The following is a 16,724-nucleotide window of genomic DNA, read 5'->3' on the forward strand; positions in this document are numbered from 1 at the left end:
TTCCATCCGGAAAAGGTCTTTTTGCCCAATTTCGGAGTCAATCTGCACGTCTGCTTGTGCGGCGACCACCAGGTCGCCTCCGCGCAAACGCTTGATATCCCTGATATTGGCCAAACCGGGACCCGCCGCGGAGCGGCGGGACCGAGCGGCGATGCGGTGAAGAAAAATCCTCATTTGCGGGTTGGAGACTTTGTTGTGCCCGATGCTTTTTTCCGGATGGACATCAAATATAAGGAACGTCGCCAACCTGTCCCCGGTACAAAATGAAGACCAGCATTTCTCCGGCCATTATTATGCGCATCAAGGACTTCGGCGAGGCCGACCTCCTGGTGACCTTCTTTACTGCGGAGCGGGGGTGTCTGAAGGGTGTCGCACGGGCCGCCCGCCGCAGCCGGAAGCGGTTCCCGAACTGTCTCGATCTCTTCTGCCTGAGCCGCATGGAGTATGCTGAGGATCGCAGAGGCGGGGAGCTTCATACGCTTCTATCCTGTCGACTTTTGGATGCCTTTGACGGTCTCAGGCGGGATTGGAATACCCTTGTCCGAGCCGGTTATATGGTGGAAGTGGTCGAGATGCTCTCTCCCCCGCAGGCCGCGGATCCTTCTCTATTCAGCCTTTTGCTCAGGACGTTCAAGCTTCTGGAGGAGACGACGGAGCCGGATCAGGTGCAGATCTTTTTCGAGGCCGCAGCCATGTCGGTCGGAGGCTATGCCATCGATCTCGGAAGATGCGGCTCCTGCGGGCGCATCTATGAGGGGCGCGGCAGGGTGGCCTTCCTGCCGGAGAAAGGCGGCATTGTGTGTCTGCGATGCGGGGCTGAGTCGGCGTTCAACCCGGGCCTCGACCCCCTTGGGGTTCAAGCCCTCGGCCGCCTTCAAAGCCTGGAATGGGACCTTTTCGAACAGATGGCCCTGTCGCGGGAGATCGTGCGGACAATCGAACGCGTCAACCGCCGCCACATGGACTACCGTCTGGGGCGGCGACCGAAGAGCCTGGCGTGGCTGTAACCGCTAACTGGTTTCCATCCGGAAATGGTCTTTTTGCCCAATCTCGGCGTCAATCTGCACGTTTGCTTGTGCGGCGACCTACAGGTCGCCTCCGCGCAAACGCTGGATTTCCTTGATATTGGCCAAAAATCCTCATTTCCGGATTGGAAACTTTGCCGCGCCGGATGCTCTTTTCCGGATGGAAACTGTTATGGTTTCCATCCGGAAATGGTCTTTTTGCCCAATCTCGGCGTCAATCTGCACGTTTGCTTGTGCGGCGACCTACAGGTCGCCTCCGCGCAAACGCTGGATTTCCTTGATATTGGCAAACCGAGTCCCGCCGCGGAGCGGTAGGACTGAGCACGCGAAGCGTGTGAAGAAAAAATGCTCATTTCCCGATTGGAAACTGGCTTGTACCGGGCATTTCAGGATGGACACTCTAACTGCTGTCGACGGCGATGCCGCCCCAAGGCAAACATTCCGGAAAGAGGTCACGCGCCTCCAGCAGACCGGCGGTGTCGGAGCAAAGAACGCCGCTTTCCCGGATAGGGGTGCCGTCGGCTGTAAGCCAACGCAGAAGGCAGCCGACGGTTCTCCGTTCAATCAGCTGGATGGTTACCCCTTCCTTGGCGGTTTCGGCCAGCAGGACGTCTTCGTGGTTTGAATCCGTAGTCATATCCATTTGTTTACACGTTGCCGCAGCCCGATTCTCAAGAAGCTTGATTGCTGGTGGGTTAGGCCCCTTCTTTGTCAATTTGTTCGGCTATCGTGTTTCGGAGAGCGACCTTATTCACCTTGCCGACATTGGTCAAGGGAAGGGCGTCGACGAGTTCGAGCCGCTCGGGCAATTTGAACTTGGCGATCCTGCGTTCTTCCAGGAGAAAGCGATTCAGCTCCGCAAGGGTCAGCTCCTGTCCGGGCTTGGGCACGACAAACACGCAGACACGTTCGCCCAGAACCGGGTCGGGCATGGCGACACAAGCGCAGATGTCCACCGAAGGATGGGCCAGGATGTGGTTCTCGATTTCTTCGGCGCTGATCTTTTCCCCTCCTCGATTGATGCAGTCTTTCAACCTCCCCTCGACGATGACATTGCCGCTCGGATCGAGCCGCACCAGATCCCCGGATTTGTAGAATCCGTCCGGACTGAATGCCTTCGCGTTGTATTCCGGCACCCGGTAATAGCCGCGAATCGTATGAGGGCCGCGGCACCAGAGTTCTCCCATCTCGCCTGGTCTGACTTCTTCTCCCGTAGAGGGATCCACGATCTTGAGATCGTCGCCGGGGGACTGCGGCCGGCCCTGGGTCCCGAAACGTACCTCGTCGGGATCGTCCAGCCGTGTCCAGTAAAGAGGCCCTTCTGCCATTCCGAGGACCTGCTGAACGTCGCAGCCCAGCTCCGGCCGAACCCGGAGCGCTACCTCGGGATTGAGTTTCGATCCCCCCGTCAGGATGATTTTCAAAGATTTGAGATTGTAGCGGCTTCGGTCCGGGTGGTTGAGGACCGCGATGATCATGGCCGGCACCGCGATCCAATGGGTCACCTGATATGTCTCGATCATTCCCAGGGCCGCGTCGGGGGAGGGTGCGTCGCTCAGGACCTCGCAGCCGCCGGCCGAGGCGATCCCCATGAATCCGGGGCAGGCGAGTGCGAAATTGTGCTGCTGGGGAATCGCCAGCAGCAGTACGGTGCGCTGATCGAGCGCACAGACTTGGGCGTTGCAGAGGAAATTGTAAATATAGTCATTGTGTGTCCTCGGGATGAGCTTCGGTATCCCTGTCGTTCCACCTGAGAGCTGCAGCACCGCCGGCAGGTCGGGATCCGGCCTGGGGAAGGCCCGGTCTACGGTCCGCTCTTCGATGGGGTCGGCCAGCAGTGCGTCCAGGGAATGGAAGCCCTGTCGAGGGGTGCCGCCGCCCACCAGCACAATATCGAGTGAGGGGGCTTCTTTCAGGATATTTTCAGCCATCTGCTGTTTGTCGGCCTTGCGGAATACGGCGGGGATGACCAGTGCCCTCGCCTCCGCCAGTTTTGCAAAAAATCCGATTTCAGCCTCCTGATGCGGTGGAAGGGCCATGATGGGGATGCCACCGGCCTTGAGGATTGCCAGGTACGTGAGGAGTACCTCGGGTTGGTTCGGAAGTTGCAAAATCACCCTGTCATAAAGCTCGAGCCCAAGGGATTTGAGGTGCAGCGCGAGCCGTGTCACCAGGCGGCCGCATTCTTCATAGGAGTAGACGCGGCCGCTTTGCGCCGCGATCAGGAGGGGATTCGAGGCGAAACGCTCGAAGCTTTCCTCCAGGATTTCCGTGATGGTCTTATCCAGCCAGTATCCCTCCTGGCGATAACGACGGGCAAATTCCGGGGGCCAGGGAACAAAACCTTCCATTTCCTCTCTCCTTTGATGAAGTTTTCTTGAGTGACCGGTTGATGGCGTCGCCCGGACCTGAGTGACAGGTGGACTCCGAGCGAGGAACAGCCTGCGCATGGTTGAAGGCGTTTGCGTGTTCGTACACTGGAATCCAAGTTCGAGGCGCCTCCGGTCGTCGACCGGCCGGTTGGATTTACACCCGGGGCTGGGGTATGTTTCAGGGATGAAATCCATTCAGCATGGCAGATCGGGACGTATTTCCACAAAGATCAGTCAGCAAGAGATATGCCAGATTTTTTTATTGGCATATCAGCGTGTTGTCGGAATATGGCCGAATTTTTTGTAGAATATTTTCAGGTGAGATTGAAAAAAAATTGCAACCCCGACCGATGCAGCTTGCAGGCCGGGCCTATTCGATATAGACTTTCAAATCAAGGCGGAACATATCTTCTCGCCCTGTAACCCATCTGTCAGGTGCTTCAATGGATGCAAGGCAATTTTTCCATGAGCGGCACGAAGAGATCGTGTCTTTATGGTTTGACATGCTCCACAACAATCCCTCCACGCGTTACCACAGGGAGCCGCCCCAGGATCTCCGCAGATTGATGAACTATGCAGCGCTTGCCTTTCGTCGGGTCATGATCGAGGATGATTGGGCCGATCTGAAGGAGTTTATTACCCATATTGCCAAGAAACGGTTCAGCGAAGGCTTCAAAGTCTCAGACGTCCAGATGGCTTTCGAATATTATCGTCAGACGCTCATTCCGCTCCTGTTTGAAGAGATCGATCCGCCGAAATTGGAAGCGTTGATGATGAAACTCCAGGAATGCATGATCTTCACTATCACGCATTTCTCTGAATTTTTCCAAGGCATCCATGAGAATTTTCTGCGCAACCACACCCAGATCCTCGAGACTGAGATAAAGACCCGCACCCACGAACTGGCTGAATCCCGCCAGAAATATAAAACGCTCGTAGAGGATATCAACGAGGGCTTTTTTGTTCTGATGGACGGCCACATCGTTTTTGCGAACCGGATGTTCGCCGAGATGCACGGATGCGAGGTGACAGACGTGCTCCAGGAGAGTTATCTCGATTTCATTGCGGATGAACATAAAGAGAAGATCCGAAGGGTATACGAACTGAGCCAGGGCCAGACCCATGTGCCGGCCAGGATCGAATACCTGCGTCTTTGCAGGGACGGCCGAAAGCTGCCGACCGAGATTATGGCCAAACGGACGATATTCGGACACGAGACGGCCAATATCGGCATCTGCCGGGATATCGGCGAGCGCGTCGAACTGGAGAAGAAGACACGGGAGGCGGAAAAACTGAAGGCCTTGGCGCAACAGGCGGCCTCTCTGGCCCATGAAGTGAGAAACCCTCTTTCCACCGTGCGGATCAACCTGCAGCTCCTGTCTCGGGCCGCTCCCGAGCCGGAACAATTCGGTCTTCTGCAGGCCAGCCTCGATGAAGTCGTGCAGATTGAACGGAGTCTGCAGGAGATGATGGATATCAGCTTTCCGCTGAGGCTATCGCCCCAGCCGGTCGACCTCAGGACTTTGCTCGATCACTGCCTCAACAGTATGCGGCAGCGCCTCACCAACAACCGGGTAAAGGCGTCCATCCGGTTGAAACGGGGGGCTGAAGGTATCCTTGCGGATCCCCATCGGATGGAGCAGGCGCTGGTCAACCTGCTTTTCAATGCTGTCGAAGCCCAGCCTTCGGGCGGCAAGGTGGCGATCTTCGCCCGGCCCTTCAGCAAGGGGGCGGATCCGTGGGTGGAAATCTCGATATCGGATCAGGGCCCCGGGGTTCCCAGGGAAATCCTGCCCTATCTCTTCGACCCCATGTTCAGTCAGAAGGCGATGGGGACCGGACTGGGGCTGCATAACGTCAAAAGGATTGTCGAGGCGCATGGCGGTACGGTGCGGGTCAAGCTGAACCGGATGCGCGGAATGAGCTTTTACCTGAGTTTCCCGGCGAGGTGAATTCGTGGACACCCGTGTGCTGATTATCGATGATCAGGATTCGCTCCTCAAATCCATGAGGATCTTTTTCGAGCTGCGGGGGTGGGAGGTTACAACCGCCTCGAGGGGGCAGGAAGGGTTGAAAAAGGCGCGCGCCCTGCGTCCTTCCCTGGTGATACTGGACCTGCGGCTTCCGGATATGGATGGGCAGACGATATTGGAACAGCTGCGGCAGGAGATGCCCGCGACGCAGGTGATTGTCGTGACGGCCTTTCAGGATATGGATAATACGATCCGGTGCATCAAGCTCGGCGCCTTCGATTTCATTCACAAGCCGATCGATATCGACGAACTGGAAACGGCCCTCAACCGCTTCAGCAATGTAAGCCAGGCCCAGGGGGCTAAGGTGAAGCCCCCGGCCGAACCGGCCGGGCGGGCTGCTTTTTATGAAGAGTCGCCCTATATCGTCGGGAAAAGCCAGGCCATGAAGGATATTTTCAAGAAGATCGCGATGGTGTCCGATTCCAGGGTCACGGTGCTCATCCAGGGCGAAAGCGGTACGGGGAAGGAACTGGTTGCACGGGCGATTCACTACCAGGGGGCCTACCGGAACCAGCCCTTTATGGTGGTCGATTGCTCCACGCTGGTGGATACGCTGACCGAAAGTCAGCTGTTTGGATATGAAAAGGGCGCCTTCACCGGAGCGGAAATGACCCGCAAAGGGACGCTCGAATTGGCCGGGGAGGGGACGATTTTCTTTGACGAGATCGGCGAGCTGCCGCTGCGGCTCCAGAGCAAGCTTCTCAGATTTCTGCACGAAAAGGAATATACCCGGGTAGGCGGCAGCGGGCTGATGCATTCGGAAGCCCGCATCATCGCCGCAACCAATCGGAATCTGGATCAGATGGCATCGGAGGGGCGGATGCGGACTGACCTTTTTTATCGTCTGCAGGTGGTGACGATCCACATGCCGCCGCTCCGGGACCGCCGCTCGGATATTCCGCTTCTGGCCTCCTGCCTTCTCGAAAAGATCGGGCGGAAGCTGAGGATTCCCGTTAAGACGTTGACAGATGGAGCGGTGCAGGAACTCGAAAACTACTCCTGGCCGGGCAATGTCCGGCAGCTTGAAAACAGCCTGACCAAAGCGGCGGTTCTGACCAAGTCCTCCGTGCTGGACACCGAAGATATCGTCAACGCCACTAAGGATCTTGACCGATATTCCCCCGGAAAGGGGACTGTTGAGAAGACGTTGGCGGAGGTTGAAAAGGAGCACATCCTTCGTGTGCTCGACGCAAAACGGGGGCACCTCGGACAGGTCTGCCGGACGCTTGGAATCAGCCGGCCGACGTTGAGAAGCAAGCTGAAGCAATATGGTTGCAGCCAGGTCTGAGAGAGCCTGATTTCCTGACGCCTTCAGACATCAGTCCTATGAACCCCCCTTTTCCTCCGACTTTTTCAAGGCTGCTTGGAAGTCCTTGAAAAACTGGTCTTTTTCACGCCAGTCGGGCCCAAATCGGCTGTTGAAATAGGTGCCTAGTCCAGAGAACAGTTTCGACCAGACGGACTCCTTTTTCCCGAGGACGACATCTTCGAGGAAATCAGGTAGTTCCCGCATCTTTTCTTTGGGCAGAAAGGACACGGCGCCGAGCTTGATGGCCTTCTTCAGGGCTTCGGGCGTAAGGGCATGGGCCGTCAGCATTACCGTTGGAAATCCCATGGAGACGGAGGTCCTGAGAAGCTCGAAACCGTTGACGCCCATAATGTCCAGTATCACGATGTCGTAAGTGTAGTTGAGAAGATATTGTGTGGCAGTGTCAAAATCGCGCGCCTTGTAAACGATGCACATGCTCAAGATTTCCTCGATGGTTTCGAGGACGTCCGGCTCATCGTCGACGGCTAGGATTACCTTGTCTTTCAGTATATTCCTGTCCTTCATTGTGATGTGTTCCCTCTTGTCCTGTCATTGAAACAACCATTCTGCCATTCATCCGGAAAGGCTTATCCAGTGTGACCAAGCTTTCAATCCGGAGGCGAGGATTTCTGGCAATATCAAGGAAATCGAACGGTTGCAATGATACGGTCTGTAGGTCGCCGCACCAGCAAACGCGCAGATCGACGCCGAGATTGGCCGAAAAGGCGAGTTCCGGATGGAGCTTATACTTATATTCATACTACCGGCTTCGGTGTCCGGTCCATAGGAAAAATTTGCGGACACCGGAAGCTTTCGAACTCGATATCCCCATTTTGGGTTTGAAAAAAGCCCCGCCTTCTCGATGGTACCGTTTTACATTCCCAGATACCGGGATTTGATCTCCTCGTTTACGACAAGCTGCTGCGGGCTCGATTCATGGACGATATTTCCGCGGCTCATGACGTAGACGTTGTCGGCCAGACGGGTAGCCATCTGAAAATTTTGTTCGACCAGGACAATTCCCATTTTCTGTTCACGAAGTCTGGAGATGACGTCGCTGATCTCCTGGACGATCAACGGGGCCAGTCCTTCCGACGGCTCGTCCATGAGGAGGATCTTGGGCCCGCTGACAAGCGCCCGCGCCATGGCCAGCATCTGCTGCTCCCCGCCGCTCAGAAAGCGCGCCTTCTGGCCCTGGCGGCTTCTTAAAACCGGGAAGATTTCGAAGACCTCATCCATGGCCATGGGCCTGATCGCCGTTTCGTCCCGGTAGCTGCACCGGAAGGGGACAACGAGATTTTCGAGGACACTCAGAGACGGGAAGACCCGTCTGCCTTGCGGCACCAGGGCTATGCCGGAGCGCATGATCTCATGCGTCGTTTTCCCCATCAGTTCGGCGCCTTCGAGCAGGATGCTGCCCTTTCTCGGTTTGACGAAGGCGACGATCGAATGGATGAGCGTGGTTTTCCCCACGCCGTTGCGGCCGAGCACAGCGACGATGTTCCCCTTCGGGACCCGGATGGAGACGCCTTGCAGGATGTAGCTGTCCCCATAGTAGGTATGCAGATCAAGGACTTCAAGCATGATGGTCACCCATACCCAAATAGACTTCCGCTACTTCCCGATTGCCGCGGATCTGTGACTCCGTTCCTTCGACCAGAATTCTTCCCTGATATAAAACGGATATCCTGTCCGCTATCTTGAAGGCCACGTCCATGTCGTGCTCGATAAAGAGAATCGTCGTGGAGGGATCGATCCGATTGATCATAGGGACCACCAGCGCCGTCTCTGCGGGGGACAACCCCTGGGTGGGCTCGTCGAGCAGGACGACCTTCGGCTTGCCTGAAAGCGCCAGGATGATCTCGAGCTGCCTCTGTTCGCCGTGTGAAAGATTTCTCACCTGCTGATCCTTCTTGTCCCAGATGTCCCAGTCCTTCAATTGTGATTCGGCGTCTTCGAGCATCTTTTTGCAGGATGACGTTCGTCGATAGAACAGGTATTTGGTGGGAGTCAGCGCCTGAACGCCCATAAAGACATTTTCAAGGACCGTCAGGTTCGGAAAGAGATTCGTTATCTGAAAGGTCCTTGCAAGGCCTAAGGCTGCTCGCCGGTGGGCGGGATAGGCAGTGATCTCCTGACCGAAAAGGCGGATATCGCCGCCGGTCGGCTTGATGACTCCGCTGATGATGTTGAACAGCGTCGTCTTGCCCGCCCCGTTGGGCCCGATGATCGCCCGCTTTTCGCCGATATCGACCGAGAAGGAGCAATCGTAGAGGACCTTGACCCCACCGAAGTTGACGCTGATCCTGTTTACTTCCAATGCATTCACGGCCGCTCCAGATTGCTCCGAGATGGGTTGGCGTTCTTCGGTCGCATAAAGCATACGCAATAAATGTCTCGGTCTCCTCGGCGAATGCTGCACCACGGGAGGAGCCGTTTTCACCTGCGCCCTGCGAGGGTGCCTCTGGTTCCGGCCTTTCTCGACGCTTCACACGAGAAGGGATTTCATCCCCGGCCCCGGTAGAAGCAACCTGCAGGTCTGTTTGCTCGGGCGGGCCCGCCGCACCGCTGACCCGGTATGCCCGAAGCGATCGATACCACGGTGCGGTGCAGGCCGGAGGCCCCTGTGTGATTACTGGGCCCATTTCCCCTTCATATCGAGATAGGGCGTCATCTTCATGTAATCTTGGCCCGTCCAGGTCCAGAACTGGTTGACCATAGGGAATGTCTTGATCGGAACGCTCTGCCATTCCCCGTCGACCTCTTCCACTTTACGGATGTAGCTGTTCTGGATGGTTGCTCCATATTCATCGAATTTCACCGTCCCCCGCGGCGCCTTCAATTCGAGTGAGCGCATGATGCGGACGAATTCGGGGCCCTTGATTTCCCCGTTGGTCTTGTTGAGTGCCTCCGCGATCAACATGCCCGTGACGTAGCCTTGTTCGGCATACAATGTGGGCTTATGTCCGTATTTGGCCGTGAAGGACTTCTTGAATCGATCGTTCTCAGGGGTGTCCAACAGGTAGCACCAGTGCGATTCGGTAACGATGCCTTTGGCGGATGCCCCCTGCTTGGGTAGGATATTGTCGTCCACGAGGTAGCCTTTCCCGATCAGGGCTACCCTCTGGTCGAGGCCGTACTCTGCAAACTGTTTGACGAACCGCAGGGAATCGGCCCCGGCGAAGAAGACCATGACGACATCCGCTTCCTTTGATATTTTGGCCAGATAGGGTGCATAATCCTTTGTTCCAAGGGGCGGCCAGATCTCCTGGACGATCTTCCCGCCCATCTGGGTGAAGGTTCTGCAGATGCCGCCGACATGTTCATAGCCGGCGGCGTAATCGGCTCCCATGGCGACCGCCTTGCGGTAACCGTTTTCATAGGCCCAGACCCCAAGGGGATGCGAGCCGCCGCTGTTGACAAAGGCCGGCCGCACGATGAGCGGGTTGGATTTTCGCTGGGTCAGATCATCTGCGCCGGCATTCGATATGACGAACGGGATGTTGTATTTCTGGACGAATTCGGCCAGTGCGTAGGCCGATCCGGTTCCGACAACCCCTGCCAGGATATCGATGTTGTTTTTCTGGACGAGCTTGCGCGCCATGTCCATGGCCTGGCTGACCTGGTTGCTGCCGATATCTTCGACCAGCACCTCGATCTTGCGGCCTCCGGCCTGATGACCGATCTCCTCCATGTAGAGGTTGAGCCCGTCCCGCATGTCGATCCCGAGGGCCGTATAGACGCCCGAGAGGGAGATGGTGTAGCCGATCTTGACCGGTTCTGCGGCTGCGCTTTCCCGTTGCCCCATGGCGAAAAGACAAACGACCGATAAAAGACAAAAAAAGATAACGCCCATCCCTGTATGGAAACATCGCTTTTTCATCTCGAATCCCCTCCGTGTTCTTCAAAAAGGTTTGTCAATGTTTGGGATCAGCCAACGAAAACACGTTTTCTTCCGGGACAGCGCCTGTTTCTGATTCGGCAAAGGCCGTGCCCGGAAGGTGGATCCATGAAGTCCGTCTCATCTGGATGGCAGGCCGACAAGACAGGTCATTCCTCTTGTTTCGGCTCGGCGCGGGGTCGCAGCATCCGGTTCAGTGCGCCCAGGATGCCTTCCGGGAGGAGCAGGACGACCAGGACATAGACCAGGCCGAGCACCATGAGCCATCGATCGGTGATGCCGCTGACGAAGTCCTGGAGAAAGACGATCACCAGCGCCCCCAGGATCGGGCCGGCCAGGGTCCCGGGACCGCCCAAAATCACCATCAGGAGGGCGGTCGAGGAGAGGATCACGCCGAAGTTCACGGGGTTCGGCGTCAGATCGTAATAGGCGTTCAGAACGCCCGAGATGCCTCCGATGAACCCGGAGATGATGAAGGCAAGGTACTTATACAGCCAGACGTTGAATCCGAGGGCCTTCATTCTGCTTTCGCTGTCCCGGATCCCGCGCAGGGTCAGGCCGAAAGGGGAGTTGATCAGGACCCAGTAGGCGCTGACGGTCAGCAGGAATATGACGAGTACGAAGAGATAGAATGCGCTCGTATCCCTGAGGTCGAGCCAGGGCGCCATCTGCCGCGTCAGAATTCCCGGCAGCCCGTCATCCCCGCCGGTTACGGATCGCCAACTGAATGCGATGCCGTAAAGGACCTGGCAGATGGCGAGCATGATCATCAGGAAGAAGATGTCCTTGGTGCGCGTGGTGAGCAGCCCGAAAACGGCGGCTGCACCGGTTACGACCACGAGTGCCCCCACGCTTGCCAGCCAGGCGCTGTCGGCTATATGACGGGTGAAAATGGCCACTGTGTAGGATGCGATCCCGAAAAATACGCCGTGGCCGACGGAGGCCAGGCCCAGGTGGCCGAGCATCAGGCTGACGGAGGTCGCGAGGATCGAGAGGATCAGCGCCCTGGCGACCAGACCCACGTAATATTCAGGCAGGACCAGGGGAACCACGGCAAGCGCCAGGACCGCTCCAAACACCAGGGCGGGAAGCTGAGATTTCCGCATCATGATTTACCCCACAGACCCGTCGGTTTGAGCGCCAGGATGATGGCCATGGGCGCGAAGATGGTGAACATGGCAAGCTCGGGGAACAGGGCCTTTCCGAAATTGTCGAGAAAGGCGACGATCAGACTCCCCAGAAAGGCCCCCTTCATGCTGCCCAACCCCCCGACGATGATCACGACCACCGCAAAGAGCAGAACCTCCAGGTCCACGCCCGGGTAGACCCCGATGAAGGGACCGCCCAGGACCCCGCTCAGACCGGTCAGAGCGGTTCCGATGATGAAGACGATCGTAAAGAGGGTCGGAACCTTGATCCCGACGGCGCGGGCCATCTTCTCGTCGTCGACGGACGCCCGGAGGATGGCGCCCCACTTGGTCTTTTCCTGCAGGAACCACAGCAGGACCCCGAAAAAGAGCCCGACCCCGATGACAAAGAGCCGGTAATAGGGAAAAATGATGGAACCGGCCACCAGGGACCCCCTCAGAAAGGCCGGCTTGGGAAGGGTCATTGGATCGGCGCCCCAAAGGATGATGCTGATATCCCCGATGATGAACATGCAACCCATCGTGAGAAGAACCTGCAGCAGGCGTTTTCCGTAGATCCTCTGCAGCAGGAATTTCTGCAGGAAAAAGCCGGTAGCAGCTGCAGCCGTTATGCCGGCGAGAATCCCCACGAAGAAATTTCCGGTGGCATTGATGGCGCTGAGCGCGGTATGGGCGCCCAGAAGATAACAGGATCCGTGGGCCAGGTTCAGGATATTCATGAGTCCGAATATCACCGACAGGCCGGCACAGAGGAGAAACAGCAGCATCCCGAAGGACAGGGCGTTCAAGGCCTGTATAATCCAGAAATCCATAAAAACTCCCGAACTTGGTTTGGGATGGCCGGGCCGGATGAGCGTTAAATCCTGGCCCCTGTCTTGAACCCCTCGTGAATGGCGTTATAGAGGCTTCGGGGCATCACGGCGTCGCCGATGACATAGAGTTCGTCGCAGAGATATTCCAGATCCCGGACGAGGTTCTGTTTGGGCGCAAGCGGACCCGCCAGGATGATGGTGTCCGCCGTTAGCGACTGCTCTTTGCCGTCTTTGTCCAGGAAGCGTACCCCCCCGTTCTCGACGGCCAGGGGCTGCGCCTCGGTGTACACATCGATCCCGAGCTCTTTGACCAGTCCCGCATGGCGCCATTTGAACGTCGTGGAGACATCGAAATCCACTCGTCGATTGGGTTCGATCACGATGGGCGTTTTGCCGGCCGAAGCGAGCACCTCGGCACAGGTGAGTCCCACCTTGCCTCCGCCGAGGATGATGACTCGCTTTCCGACCTTGCTCATATCTCCGCTGTCCAGCAGGGCATAGGCATTGACGATGTCTTTGCCGCCGATGCCCGGGATCCTTGGCGGTGCGATGACGGCGCCCGTGGCCACCACGACGACGTCCGGGAAGAAATCCGCCGTGACTTTACGGTCGACGAGCGTATTCAGGCGCACCCCGATGCCCAGATCCGCCACGCGGTGCGTATAGTACTGCAGGAGTTCCAACAGAACTTCACCCCCGCCGATATCTTTGGAGGAAGGGTTGAGCGCACCGCCCAGATGATCGTTTGCCTCGAAGATGACCACTTCATGGCCCCGCTGCGCCGCGGCAACGGCGGCTTCCAGCCCTGCCGGTCCGCCGCCGATGACCATGATCCTCTTTTTGACGACGGCCGGCGCAATGGTGTATTCGGGCTCGACCTCATGGCCTAGGCGGGGGTTTACAGCGCAGATATACGGCTGATTGGCGAACATCTTCGCCAGACAGAGCATGCAGCCGATGCAGGGCTTGATCCGTTCCGGCTGACCGCGCCGCAGTTTGTGGGCCAGTTCGGGATCGGTCAGAAACGGGCGGCAGATCTCCCAATAGTCGAAAACGCCGGTGGCCAGGGCATGATCCGCCGCGTAGGGATCCGAAAGACGGGGGCCGAAGGCCAGGGGGACGTCCCCGATGACCTTTTTGGCCTTTTCGGCCAGGTGCAGCCACTGGGTGCGGCTGACGTCCCGCCCGAGGGCCCCCTGACGCGATTCGTGCCAGCCGATCACCATGCTGATCATGTCCGCTCCGCGATCGGCTGCAATGCGCATGATCTCGATGCACTCTTCGTTGCTGTTCCCGCCGTACTCATCCATCAGTTCCGTTCCGTTCAGACGGATGATCACAAGCCTGTCCGGCCCCACCGCCTTGCGCAGGGCGTCCAGGATCTCCACCATGAACCGGGTGCGCTTCTCGAGGGAGCCTCCGTACTCGTCGGTCCGCTTGTTGGTGAAGGGGGAGAGGAACGTGCTCATCAGATAGCCGAGGAAGCTCGTGACCTCGACGCCGTCGTAACCCGCCTTGATGCTCCGTTCGGCCGCCAGGGCGTGGTCTTCGATCACCTGGGCGATTTCGTCCTTGTTCATGGCGCGCGGCGGGCGGAAGTGCCGCAGGGTCTGCGGGGTGTCCGATGGCTGGACGCAGTACCCGATATCGATCCCGCCGTAGCGCCCGCCATGGAGGATCTGCTGGATGGCGACCGCTTGGTTTGCATGAAAAAGATCCGCAATCCGCCTCAGCCCGGGGATATGTCGATCGTCATTGATACAGAGCTGACGGTGATAGGCCTTTCCCTCCCCCGACGTGTCCGGGTAGGCACCCTGGTTGGTCATGATGGACGCCCCGGTCGATGCAATGACCTGGTCGCGTGCAAATTCTCTTTCAGAAAGGAAGCCGTCCCTTGTATTGAAGTTGCTGACACAGCAGGCCGCGTATTTGATCCTGTTCTGAACCTTGAAGGGCCCGATCGTCCCTTCGCCGAAAATGTGCGAAAAACCGTTTGAATCCATGGCTCTCTCCCTTATTCGTTGGCTTTCCCGGCTGGAGATCTCCCGCTCTGATGCTCGCGTCTTCTTTCAACCGGGGATGAATTCGAAGGATGCGGGTAAGGCACCGACGTTCGATTGCCCTGACGGATCAGGACATGCTTCGAAGATCATGCAGCAACAACTATGCCATGATAAAATAGTCGTGTTTTTAATGACTTCGATATTCGGATGGGAACTGTTTGAAAATTTGTTTCAATGAGGATTGAAATCTTTTTTAAACGGGCTGCCGTGGAGATGTAGAGGAGGACGATGCCATGTTCGGTCGGGGAGAGGCTCTTTCTGGTCCGCAAGGGCGCATAGGTTTGGTTCCGGCGGTTGAATTCGATGCCGAAGAGGTCCATGGGGCGGGCCAAGCCCATGTCTTGGTCCGTTTATCACCCGGGCGGGGAAAGATTGAATGGCGAGGAGGGGTTCTCTTCTGTCAGTCGCAGGGCGTTTACAACGGCTGCCGGGTTGGTGAAGCGGGGATGCTCTGTACAATCTGAACAAAAGCTTGTTATTCGGCGCACCCTTGTTCAGATGCACAGAGCATCCCCCATCAAGTATTTACAGCATTTCGAGGGCGCAGGCCATGGAGACGCCGCCGCCGCCGCACAGGGTCGCGAGCCCGAATGATTTCCCGCGCTTTTTCATGGCGTGAAGGAGGGTCACCATGATGCGGCAGCCGGTGGCGCCGACCGGATGGCCGAGTCCGATCCCCGAGCCGTTGACGTTGGTGATCTCGCGGTTGAGGCCGAGTTCCCGTTCGCATCCGAGGTACTGGGCTGCGAAGGCCTCGTTCAGCTCGATCAATTCGAAATCGGCGAGTCGGATGTCGGGGTTCCGGTCGAGAAGGTTCCGGACCGCCGGGACGGGGCTCAGCCCCATGACGGACGGGTGGCAGGCGCCCCGGCCGACGGCCCGGATGCGCGCGATAGGTTGTTTGCCGAGTTCCCGCGCCTTCTCGGCGCTCATGATGATCATGGCACTCGCGCCGTCATTGATGCCCGAGGCGTTTCCCGCCGTGACCTTGCCGGTCTTCGGGATGAATGCGGGGGGCAGCTTTGCCAGGGCCTCCAGGGTCAGGCCAGGCCTGAAATGTTCGTCCTTGTCGAAAAGAAGCGGCGGCTTCTTTTTCTGCGGAACCTCGATGGGGACGATCTCCTCCCTGAAATCCCCTTCCAGGGTGGCCCTCTCGGTATTGTTGTGACTCCTCAAAGCGACCTCGTCCATTTCCTCCCGCGAGATGTTGTACATCTGCGCGATGAACTCGGCCGTATGCCCCATGATATACGGTTTGCCTTTGAAGAGTTCGAGGGGCATGCCTTCCTTCAGGGGCCCGGATTCCGGGCCGGGAATCAGATGGGAGCCGCAGTGGAGCGCGTGGATCATGGTGTCCACGAAGACCTGGTCCTGCAGCCGGCATCCCCAGCGGGCGGCTGGAACCGTGTAGGCGACACCGGACATATGTTCGACCCCGCCGGCGAGGATGATATCGGCCATGCCCGCCTGGATCATCGCCATGCCGGAGATTACGGATTCCATGGCCGAGATGCACACCCGATTGATGGTCACCGCCGTGACGTGGTCCGGGATGCCGGCCATCAGGGCGCACACACGGGCGACATTCAGGGCGTCGGCCGGCTCGAGGCAGCAACCGAAACGGACATCGTCGATCTGCGCAGGATCGACATCCGCCCGCTTGATGGCTTCCCGCATGACAACGGCTCCGATACGGGCCGCGTTCATGTCCCTCAGGCTGCCGCCGAAGGCCCCTATGGCTGTTCTGCATGCCGAAACGATGACAACGTCTTTCATAAAAAGCTCCTCTGGTTGTAAGGGTGTCCATAGCCCAGACAAACAAGCCAGGCGTTTCATGGTGGGGAGGTGGCCCCGGGTCCCGCCGCTGCGTAGACAGTCCTCGAAATCGAGCGCGCCCCTCAGCCTGTGAGGCCGCGCAACGCGAACCCCACGCTTCGGAGGTCTTGGAAGCAAAGGGCCTCCAGCGCCCCGGGCACCGGAGATGAATGAACATTCATTCTTTTTATGTATAGATGAAACGCGATGGGATGTAAAGAAAAAACCCGCCAGGCGGGCCGGTTT

Annotated in this window: 16 protein-coding genes; 6 read left to right on the forward strand and 10 right to left on the reverse strand. The window is 57.8% G+C overall.

Features of this window, described 5'->3' with window-relative positions:
• Window positions 1-21 precede the first annotated feature (21 nt).
• From ACZ500_RS25640 to ACZ500_RS25650, 3 genes are read left to right on the forward strand one after another with little or no spacing between them, the layout of a single operon-like run.
• The gene (locus ACZ500_RS25640; RefSeq protein WP_464230273.1) at window positions 22-267 is read left to right on the forward strand and encodes a hypothetical protein; all 246 of its coding nucleotides are present in this window, start codon (window positions 22-24) and stop codon (window positions 265-267) included.
• Window positions 264-1,007: a DNA repair protein RecO gene (gene recO, locus ACZ500_RS25645; RefSeq protein ID WP_464230274.1), complete on the forward strand. Its 744-nt coding sequence runs from the start codon at window positions 264-266 to the stop codon at window positions 1,005-1,007. The genes ACZ500_RS25640 and recO overlap by 4 nt, the downstream gene beginning before the upstream one ends.
• 24 nt (window positions 1,008-1,031) lie before the next feature.
• Window positions 1,032-1,340, forward strand: coding sequence for a hypothetical protein (locus ACZ500_RS25650; protein ID WP_464230275.1), 309 nt, complete (start codon window positions 1,032-1,034; stop codon window positions 1,338-1,340).
• A gap of 85 nt (window positions 1,341-1,425) precedes the next feature.
• Here the strand turns inward: ACZ500_RS25650 and ACZ500_RS25655 are convergent, their stop codons facing one another.
• On the reverse strand, window positions 1,426-1,662 hold the full coding sequence (locus tag ACZ500_RS25655; protein ID WP_464230276.1) for a hypothetical protein: 237 nt from the start codon (window positions 1,660-1,662) through the stop codon (window positions 1,426-1,428).
• Window positions 1,663-1,720: 58 nt separating this feature from the next.
• Window positions 1,721-3,376 carry a (2,3-dihydroxybenzoyl)adenylate synthase gene (locus tag ACZ500_RS25660; protein ID WP_464230277.1) on the reverse strand — a complete coding sequence of 552 codons (1,656 nt, stop codon included), beginning with the start codon at window positions 3,374-3,376 and terminating at the stop codon, window positions 1,721-1,723.
• A 464-nt stretch (window positions 3,377-3,840) separates the two neighbouring features.
• Here ACZ500_RS25660 and ACZ500_RS25665 point away from each other — a divergent pair, with 464 nt between their 5' ends.
• The gene (locus tag ACZ500_RS25665) at window positions 3,841-5,349 is read left to right on the forward strand and encodes a two-component system sensor histidine kinase NtrB (RefSeq protein ID WP_464230278.1); all 1,509 of its coding nucleotides are present in this window, start codon (window positions 3,841-3,843) and stop codon (window positions 5,347-5,349) included.
• Between the two features lie 4 nt (window positions 5,350-5,353).
• A complete protein-coding gene (locus ACZ500_RS25670) occupies window positions 5,354-6,718 on the forward strand; it encodes a sigma-54-dependent transcriptional regulator (protein ID WP_464230279.1) in 1,365 nt (454 codons plus the stop codon).
• Between the two features lie 36 nt (window positions 6,719-6,754).
• Here the strand turns inward: ACZ500_RS25670 and ACZ500_RS25675 are convergent, their stop codons facing one another.
• The 7 genes from ACZ500_RS25675 to ACZ500_RS25705 all read right to left on the reverse strand — a co-directional run bounded on the left by ACZ500_RS25675 (window position 6,755) and on the right by ACZ500_RS25705 (window position 14,603).
• On the reverse strand, window positions 6,755-7,264 hold the full coding sequence (locus ACZ500_RS25675; RefSeq protein WP_464230280.1) for a response regulator: 510 nt from the start codon (window positions 7,262-7,264) through the stop codon (window positions 6,755-6,757).
• A 348-nt stretch (window positions 7,265-7,612) separates the two neighbouring features.
• Entirely contained in the window at window positions 7,613-8,323 is a 711-nt protein-coding gene (locus tag ACZ500_RS25680; protein WP_464230281.1) for an ABC transporter ATP-binding protein, read from the reverse strand.
• Window positions 8,316-9,068: an ABC transporter ATP-binding protein gene (locus ACZ500_RS25685; RefSeq protein WP_464230282.1), complete on the reverse strand. Its 753-nt coding sequence runs from the start codon at window positions 9,066-9,068 to the stop codon at window positions 8,316-8,318. Before ACZ500_RS25685 ends, ACZ500_RS25680 begins: the two co-directional genes overlap by 8 nt.
• A 303-nt stretch (window positions 9,069-9,371) precedes the next feature.
• Window positions 9,372-10,622, reverse strand: a complete 1,251-nt coding sequence (locus ACZ500_RS25690; protein WP_464230283.1) for an ABC transporter substrate-binding protein — start codon at window positions 10,620-10,622, stop codon at window positions 9,372-9,374.
• A gap of 167 nt (window positions 10,623-10,789) precedes the next feature.
• The gene (locus tag ACZ500_RS25695; protein WP_464230284.1) at window positions 10,790-11,749 is read right to left on the reverse strand and encodes a branched-chain amino acid ABC transporter permease; all 960 of its coding nucleotides are present in this window, start codon (window positions 11,747-11,749) and stop codon (window positions 10,790-10,792) included.
• A complete protein-coding gene (locus ACZ500_RS25700; RefSeq protein ID WP_464230285.1) occupies window positions 11,746-12,600 on the reverse strand; it encodes a branched-chain amino acid ABC transporter permease in 855 nt (284 codons plus the stop codon). The genes ACZ500_RS25695 and ACZ500_RS25700 overlap by 4 nt, the downstream gene beginning before the upstream one ends.
• Before the next feature lie 44 nt (window positions 12,601-12,644).
• The gene (locus tag ACZ500_RS25705) at window positions 12,645-14,603 is read right to left on the reverse strand and encodes an oxidoreductase (RefSeq protein ID WP_464230286.1); all 1,959 of its coding nucleotides are present in this window, start codon (window positions 14,601-14,603) and stop codon (window positions 12,645-12,647) included.
• On the opposite strand from ACZ500_RS25705, the gene ACZ500_RS25710 reads away from it, so the two are divergent.
• Window positions 14,602-14,841: a hypothetical protein gene (locus ACZ500_RS25710; protein WP_464230287.1), complete on the forward strand. Its 240-nt coding sequence runs from the start codon at window positions 14,602-14,604 to the stop codon at window positions 14,839-14,841. The genes ACZ500_RS25705 and ACZ500_RS25710 overlap by 2 nt on opposite strands.
• 347 nt (window positions 14,842-15,188) lie before the next feature.
• Here the strand turns inward: ACZ500_RS25710 and ACZ500_RS25715 are convergent, their stop codons facing one another.
• On the reverse strand, window positions 15,189-16,439 hold the full coding sequence (locus tag ACZ500_RS25715) for a thiolase family protein (protein WP_464230288.1): 1,251 nt from the start codon (window positions 16,437-16,439) through the stop codon (window positions 15,189-15,191).
• Between the last annotated feature and the right edge of the window lie 285 nt (window positions 16,440-16,724).

It is taken from the genome of Desulfatiglans parachlorophenolica (assembly GCF_055394735.1).

What these genes read in the sequence shown, in the direction of transcription:
- ACZ500_RS25665 (WP_464230278.1), top strand. Translation starts at nt 3,841, where the DNA reads ATGGATGCAAGGCAATTTTTCCATGAGCGGCACGAAGAGATCGTGTCT.
- ACZ500_RS25680 (WP_464230281.1), bottom strand. Translation starts at nt 8,323, where the DNA reads ATGCTTGAAGTCCTTGATCTGCATACCTACTATGGGGACAGCTACATC.
- ACZ500_RS25710 (WP_464230287.1), top strand. Translation starts at nt 14,602, where the DNA reads ATGGCTCTCTCCCTTATTCGTTGGCTTTCCCGGCTGGAGATCTCCCGC.
- ACZ500_RS25700 (WP_464230285.1), bottom strand. Translation starts at nt 12,600, where the DNA reads ATGGATTTCTGGATTATACAGGCCTTGAACGCCCTGTCCTTCGGGATG.
- ACZ500_RS25695 (WP_464230284.1), bottom strand. Translation starts at nt 11,749, where the DNA reads ATGATGCGGAAATCTCAGCTTCCCGCCCTGGTGTTTGGAGCGGTCCTG.
- ACZ500_RS25705 (WP_464230286.1), bottom strand. Translation starts at nt 14,603, where the DNA reads ATGGATTCAAACGGTTTTTCGCACATTTTCGGCGAAGGGACGATCGGG.
- ACZ500_RS25675 (WP_464230280.1), bottom strand. Translation starts at nt 7,264, where the DNA reads ATGAAGGACAGGAATATACTGAAAGACAAGGTAATCCTAGCCGTCGAC.
- ACZ500_RS25690 (WP_464230283.1), bottom strand. Translation starts at nt 10,622, where the DNA reads ATGAAAAAGCGATGTTTCCATACAGGGATGGGCGTTATCTTTTTTTGT.
- ACZ500_RS25715 (WP_464230288.1), bottom strand. Translation starts at nt 16,439, where the DNA reads ATGAAAGACGTTGTCATCGTTTCGGCATGCAGAACAGCCATAGGGGCC.
- ACZ500_RS25655 (WP_464230276.1), bottom strand. Translation starts at nt 1,662, where the DNA reads ATGACTACGGATTCAAACCACGAAGACGTCCTGCTGGCCGAAACCGCC.
- ACZ500_RS25650 (WP_464230275.1), top strand. Translation starts at nt 1,032, where the DNA reads ATGGTCTTTTTGCCCAATCTCGGCGTCAATCTGCACGTTTGCTTGTGC.
- ACZ500_RS25660 (WP_464230277.1), bottom strand. Translation starts at nt 3,376, where the DNA reads ATGGAAGGTTTTGTTCCCTGGCCCCCGGAATTTGCCCGTCGTTATCGC.
- recO (WP_464230274.1), top strand. Translation starts at nt 264, where the DNA reads ATGAAGACCAGCATTTCTCCGGCCATTATTATGCGCATCAAGGACTTC.